1 protein-coding gene is annotated in these 5,667 nt (G+C 75.5%); it reads right to left on the minus strand.

The window, feature by feature from the left end:
* Positions 1 to 5,407 (minus strand): type I polyketide synthase (locus GUY59_RS45785; protein ID WP_161715085.1); only part of this gene is annotated, 5,407 nt, incomplete at its 3' end.
* Between the last annotated feature and the right edge of the window lie 260 nt (positions 5,408 to 5,667).

Consider the following 5,667-nt stretch of genomic DNA (forward strand, 5'->3'; position numbering starts at 1 on the left):
CGGCGGCGCGGCGGGTGCGGGCGGCGAAGCGTCCCTGCCCGGTCAGGACGATCTCGTCCTCCTGCCCGGGGCGGGCCAGCTCGTCCAGGACTCGTTCGGCGTCGCCGGTGGCGTCTCCGCCGCGGTGCACCGACACGCGCCGGATCTGCAGGCGGGGCTGTTCGTTGGCCAGGGTGCGGGTCGCGCCCCACACGGCCGAGGCCACCGGCGTGGTGGCGCCGCCGGGACCGGGCAGGGCCGCGCACTCGTCGGTGACCAGCCACAGCGTCGCGGTGGTGGACGGCGGCAGCTGGGCGCAGGCCTGCGCGACGGCGCGCAGGGTCGCGATGTGGCCGGTGACCTCCTCGACGACGGTCTCGGGCGGCTCGGCGTCGTTCCGGCCGGGCGGGTCTTCCACGACGAGGACGAAGGTGACGGCGGTGGCGTCCTGCGGAACGCGGGCCAGCAACCGCGCGGCGTCCTCTGTGGCGCCGGCGCGTTCGGCGCGGCCCTGCCCGGCGATCAGGTGGGTCAGCGCGTCGGCCAGCGCCGGCTCCCGAGGACCGTCGCCCGGGTCCGTGCGGCCGGCGACGACGATCCACGTCTGCGCGTCGTCGAGCGGGGGCCGCTGCGGGGTGAGGGCCGTGCCGGAGGCGGCGGCCAGCAGGAGCGAGCAGGAGGCGCGGCCGGGTTCGTCGTCGGCCAGGTGCGCGACCTCGTGGTATCCCGCCTGGGCCAGCACCTGCGGCCAGCGTTCCGCCTCGACCAGCGGCGAGTGCGGCCGCAGGTCCCGGTCGGCGTGGCCCCAGTAGCCGGGCAGCATCCCGGCGTAGGCCGCGACGGGCGGCCGGTGGGGTTCGACCGCCAGCAGGTGCCCGCCGGGCGCCAGGAGCCGCGACAGGCGGGCGAGCGTGGCGGCGAGGTCGGCGGACAGGTGCAGGGTGTGGGCGGCGATCACCAGGTCGAACGAGCCCGGCGGCAGGCCCTGCCCGTCGGGGTCGGCGTCGAGGTCGAAGCGGTGGAAGTCGACGATGTCGGATCCGGCCAGCCGCCGTTGCGCCCGCGCCAGGACGACTTCGTCGACGTCGGTGACCAGGTAGCGGGTGCGGTCGGCGGGCAGGACCGGCAGCAGCATGGCCGCCGTGCCGGCGCTTCCCGCGCCCACCTCCAGGACGCGCAGCGGCCGGCCGGCCGGCCAGCGTGCGGCGATCTCCTGGGCTACGGCGCGGATGAGCCGGTTGCCGTGCAGGCACAGGGGCGCGATGTCGTGCACCTGCTCCAGCAGTTCGGCGCCGCCGCCGGGCTGCAGCAACTCGGCGGGGTCGTACGCGCCGCGCAGGAGGGGGGTCAGGTGGCGTACGCACAGCGCGGTCAGGGCCTGTTCGGCGGCGAAGGGCGTCGCCTGCCCGAAGAACGCGGCGTCCGGCCCGGCGGAGGGCTGCCCGGTCAGGTGGAAGCGGTCCGGGCCCGTGCGCCGGGCCAGGCCGTGGCGTTCCAGGAGCGGCAGGGCGTGCTGCACCATCGCCGTGCCGCGCCCCGCCACGCCGGCCCGCGCCAGGTCGTCCGTGCCGAGTTCGCCGAGTTCGCGGCCGGCCGGGTTGACGATCTCCTGCAGGGCGGCGGCCAGGGCGGCGGCGAACGACGCCTCCGCGCGGTCGGCGAATCCGGCGTGGTCCAGGGCCCGCCAGGCCGTACGCAGCTCGGCGAGCCGATCGGCGACCGCGTCGGTGAGCTCCGCGGGGCCGGCCAGCGGCCATGGGGCGCCAGGCGTGCCGTCGTGCGGCAGGGCGCGCAGTTCGGTGCGGAAGTGTTCCAGCGGCAGGACCGTGCTGAGCTGGGTGCGGCGCAGCCGGCAGCCCTGCACCTCGACGGTGACCGTGCCGTCGGGGTCGGCCACCAGGATGTCCCAGCGCACCTCGTCGTCGCCGCGGGCGCGTTCGCGCACGTACAGGATTCCTTCGGCGGCCGGGGCGCGCCACACGCGCACCGCGCCGATGGCCGAGGGCATGAAGGCGTTGCCCTGCAGCATGGCCTCCACCATCCAGGCCACGCCCGCCTGCAACGCGCTGTCCAGCAGCACCGGGTGCACGTGATAGCGGCCTTCGGCCTGGGCGGGCACGTGGTAGGCGGCCAGCGCCTCGCCCTGGCCCGGCCGCAGCCAGGTCAGGACCCGGAAGGCGGGGCCGTAGGCCATCCCACCGCGGGCGGTGTCGCGGTAGAAGGCGTCCACGTCGGCGTCGGCGGCGGCGGGGATGCGGGCGCGCAGCGCGGCCAGGTCGAGCGGCGGCGGGCAGGGCCGCATCAGTGGCCGTACGCGGGCCCGGAAGTGCTCCTGCGGCGGCAGCGCCAGGTCGTCGGTGCTGGAGACGACCACCGCGCCGGTCTCCGGCGACAACGACGTCTGCGTGTACAGGGGCCGGGCTTCGGCCGACTCGGGGATCACCAGCGCGCGGGTGACGGCCGCCCGGTCGACCTCCAGGGCCTGGCCGGTGTCCGGCATGGCCAGCCGGGCGGCCGACAACGCCATCTCGACGTATCCGGTGACGGGCAGGACGGGCACGCCTCCGGCGCGGTGGTCGACCAGCCATGGCGCCAGCGTGCGTTCGACCGGGCCGTGCCAGGTGGGGTGCGGGGCCGGCAGGCGCTCGCCGAGGAGGGGGTGCTGCAGCGCTCCGGTGCCGCTGGAGTGCATCCACGTGTCGGGGCCGCCGATCCAGTACCGCTCGCGCTGCCACGGGTAGGAGGGCAGGGACGCCACCCGGCCGGGGCGGGGGAAGTAGACGTCCCAGTCGAGGCGGGCGCCGGAGGCGATGATCTCGGCGGTGACGGCCGCCGCGGAGGTTGCCTGCTCGCGGCGGAGGGTCGGCACCACGCAGGCGCGCCGGCGGGCCTGCCCGGTGACGCGGCGCAGGTAGGAGCGCAGCACCGGATGCGGCCCCACTTCGACGAAGACGTCGTGGCCGCCGGCCAGCGCGCCGTCGACGGCGTCGGCGAAGCGCACGGGCTCGCGGACGTTGCGCCACCAGTAGCCGGCCGTCAGCTCGGTCCCGTCCAGCTCGCCGCCGGTCACGGTGGACAGCAGCGTGACCGCGGCGGGACCGGGGTCCAGCCCGTCGAGGGAGCGCAGCAGCGGTTCGCGGACGGCGTCCATGGCGGCGCTGTGGAAGGGGTAGTCGAGGTCGAGATGGCGGACGAACACGCCGTCGGCCTCCAGCTCCGCGCCGAGCTGCTTGAGCCGCCCCTCAGGTCCGGCGAGCGTGACGTCGCGGTCGGTGTTGACCGCGGCGATCTCCACGTCCGGGCAGCGGTCGAGCAGGGCGCGGGCGCGCTCCTCCGGCAGCCCGACGGCGGCCATGCGGCCCGTGCCCATCGTGGCGGCCTGAGCGGCGCCGCGCGCCGCGATCACGCGCGCGGCCTGCTCCAGCGACAACGCGCCGGCGGCGTAGGCGGCCGCGACTTCCCCCACGCTGTGCCCCAGCACGGCCTGCGAGTGGACGCCGGCCGCGCGCAGCACGGCCAGCAGCCCGGCCTGCACGGCGAACAACATGGGCTGGGCGACCTCCGTCGCCGACAGCCGCCACTGCGCGGGCGGCTGCCGCATCTCCCGCAGCACCGACCAGCCCAGGTACGGCCGCAGCGCGGCGTCGGCCTCCTGCACCGCCGTACGGAAGGTCTCGTCGCCGGCCAGGAGGTCGGCGCCCATGCCGGCCCACTGCGAGCCGTTGCCGGAGAAGACGAACACCACCCGGCCGTGCTCGGCCGCATCCGCCGTCGCCGCCCCGGTCGGCGCGTGCTCGACGCCCTGCGCCTGGCCGGGGGCGGGTGCCTGGTCACGGTTTCCCGCCTGGCCGGGGTCTCCCGGCTGGTCGGGGAGCAGCCCCAGCAGGGCGCGGGCGGCCCGCGCGGGCGAGTCCGCCAGGGCCACCGCCCGGCGGGGGTGGCCGCCCCGGCGGCGGGTGGAGGTGTAGGCGCAGTCGTACCAGGCCTGCTCGTCGTCGCCCAGGCGGGTCAGATGGTGGGCGGTGCGTTCGATCGCCTGCCGCAGCGCCGTCTCGTTCCGGGCCGACACCATCACCGGCAGCGCCCGCGCGGTCCTCTCAGAGGGCCCGCGGGAAGGCAGGGCCGGCGGTGCGGCGAGCGTGACGTGCACGTTGCTGCCGCCGAAACCGAAGGAGTTCACCCCCGCCAGCGCCCGCCCGCCGCCGGGCGCGTTCACCTCGCGGGCCTGCGTGGCCACCGACAGGTTGAGTCCGGCGAAGTCGATACGCGGATTCGGCTCCTCGGCGTGCAGGGAGGCCGGAATCCTGCCGTGCCGCAGCACCAGCAGCGCCTTGAACAGGCCCGGCATGCCCGACGCCGGCTCCAGATGGCCGAAATTCGACTTGACCGACCCGATGGGCAGCGGCCCCCGCGCGCGCAGGCGGCCGAGCGCCCGGCCGAGCGCCTCGCATTCGGCCGGGTCCCCGGCCTGGGTTCCGGTGCCGTGCGCCTCCACGTACACCAGGTCGTCCGGGTCGAGCCCGCCCGCCCCGTATACCTGGCGCAGCAGCGTCTCCTGCGCCTCGGCGCTGGGCAGCGCCAGCCCCATGGTGCGGCCGTCGTTGTTGGTGCCGGCGCCGACGATGACGCCGTGGACGCGGTCGCCGTCCGCCAGCGCGTCGGTCAGCCGCTTCAACAGCACCACGCCGCCGCCCTCGGCCCGTACGAACCCGTCGGCCTGGGCGGAGAAGGCGGCGCACCGGCCCGTGGGGGAGAGCATCTGCGCCTGGCTGAACCCGGTGAAGCCGCCCGGGGAGACGAGCACGTTAACGCCGCCGGCCAGTGCCAGCCGGCTGGTGCCCGCCAGCAGCGTCCGGTAGGCGCGCTCGACCGCCAGCAGGGAGGAGGAGCAGGCGGTGTCCACGGCCATGCTGGGGCCGTGCAGGTCGAAGGTGTGGGAGATGCGGTTGGCCGCGATCGACAGCGTGGCGCCCGCCATGGTGTAGGCGGTGACGTCCCGCTGCTCCAGCATCTGCTGGAAGCCGTAGGAGGTGTCGGAGATTCCGACGAACACGGCGGTGTCACTGCCCGCGAGCGCCGCCGGGTCCACGCCCGCGTCGTCGAGCGCCTCGGCCGTCATCTCCAGCAGCAGGCGCTGCTGGGGGTCCATGGCGGCCGCCTCCTTGGGGGAGATCTTGAAGTAGGCGGGGTCGAAACCGGCGACGTCGCCGAGGAACCCTCCCGCCCGCGTGTAGCTCTTGCCGGGGCGGGGGGTGTGCTCGTCGACGAAGCGGTCGGCGTCGAAGCGGTCGGGCGGCACCTGCCCGACCAGGTCGCAGCCCTGTTCGAGGGCTTGCCAGAGGCCGTTCATGTCGGTGATGCCGCCCGGCAGTCGGCAGCCCACACCGATCACCGCGACCGCCGTGTCTGTCCCGTTGGTGCCGCTCATACGCCAGCTCCCTCGATGTCACTGTCCGTCAGTGATCAACTACTATGTGATGACGGCGGTGACCGCAACGAGGGAGGCCGCTACGGCGCGGCGGCCGCGTACGCACCGTGCTGCTGCTCCTACCAGGGGGCAGCCGGTCGGGTCGCCCCGGGCATCTCAGCCCGGGGCTCCCACAGAACCGTGCGTAACAATCTCTCGTTACACGGCTCTTGTCGTTCTGGTCACCAGACGATCGGGACCGTGTTCACCCAGATCCAGTG

The organism is Nonomuraea sp. K271, assembly GCF_009908215.1.
Classification (GTDB): domain Bacteria; phylum Actinomycetota; class Actinomycetes; order Streptosporangiales; family Streptosporangiaceae; genus Nonomuraea; species Nonomuraea longispora.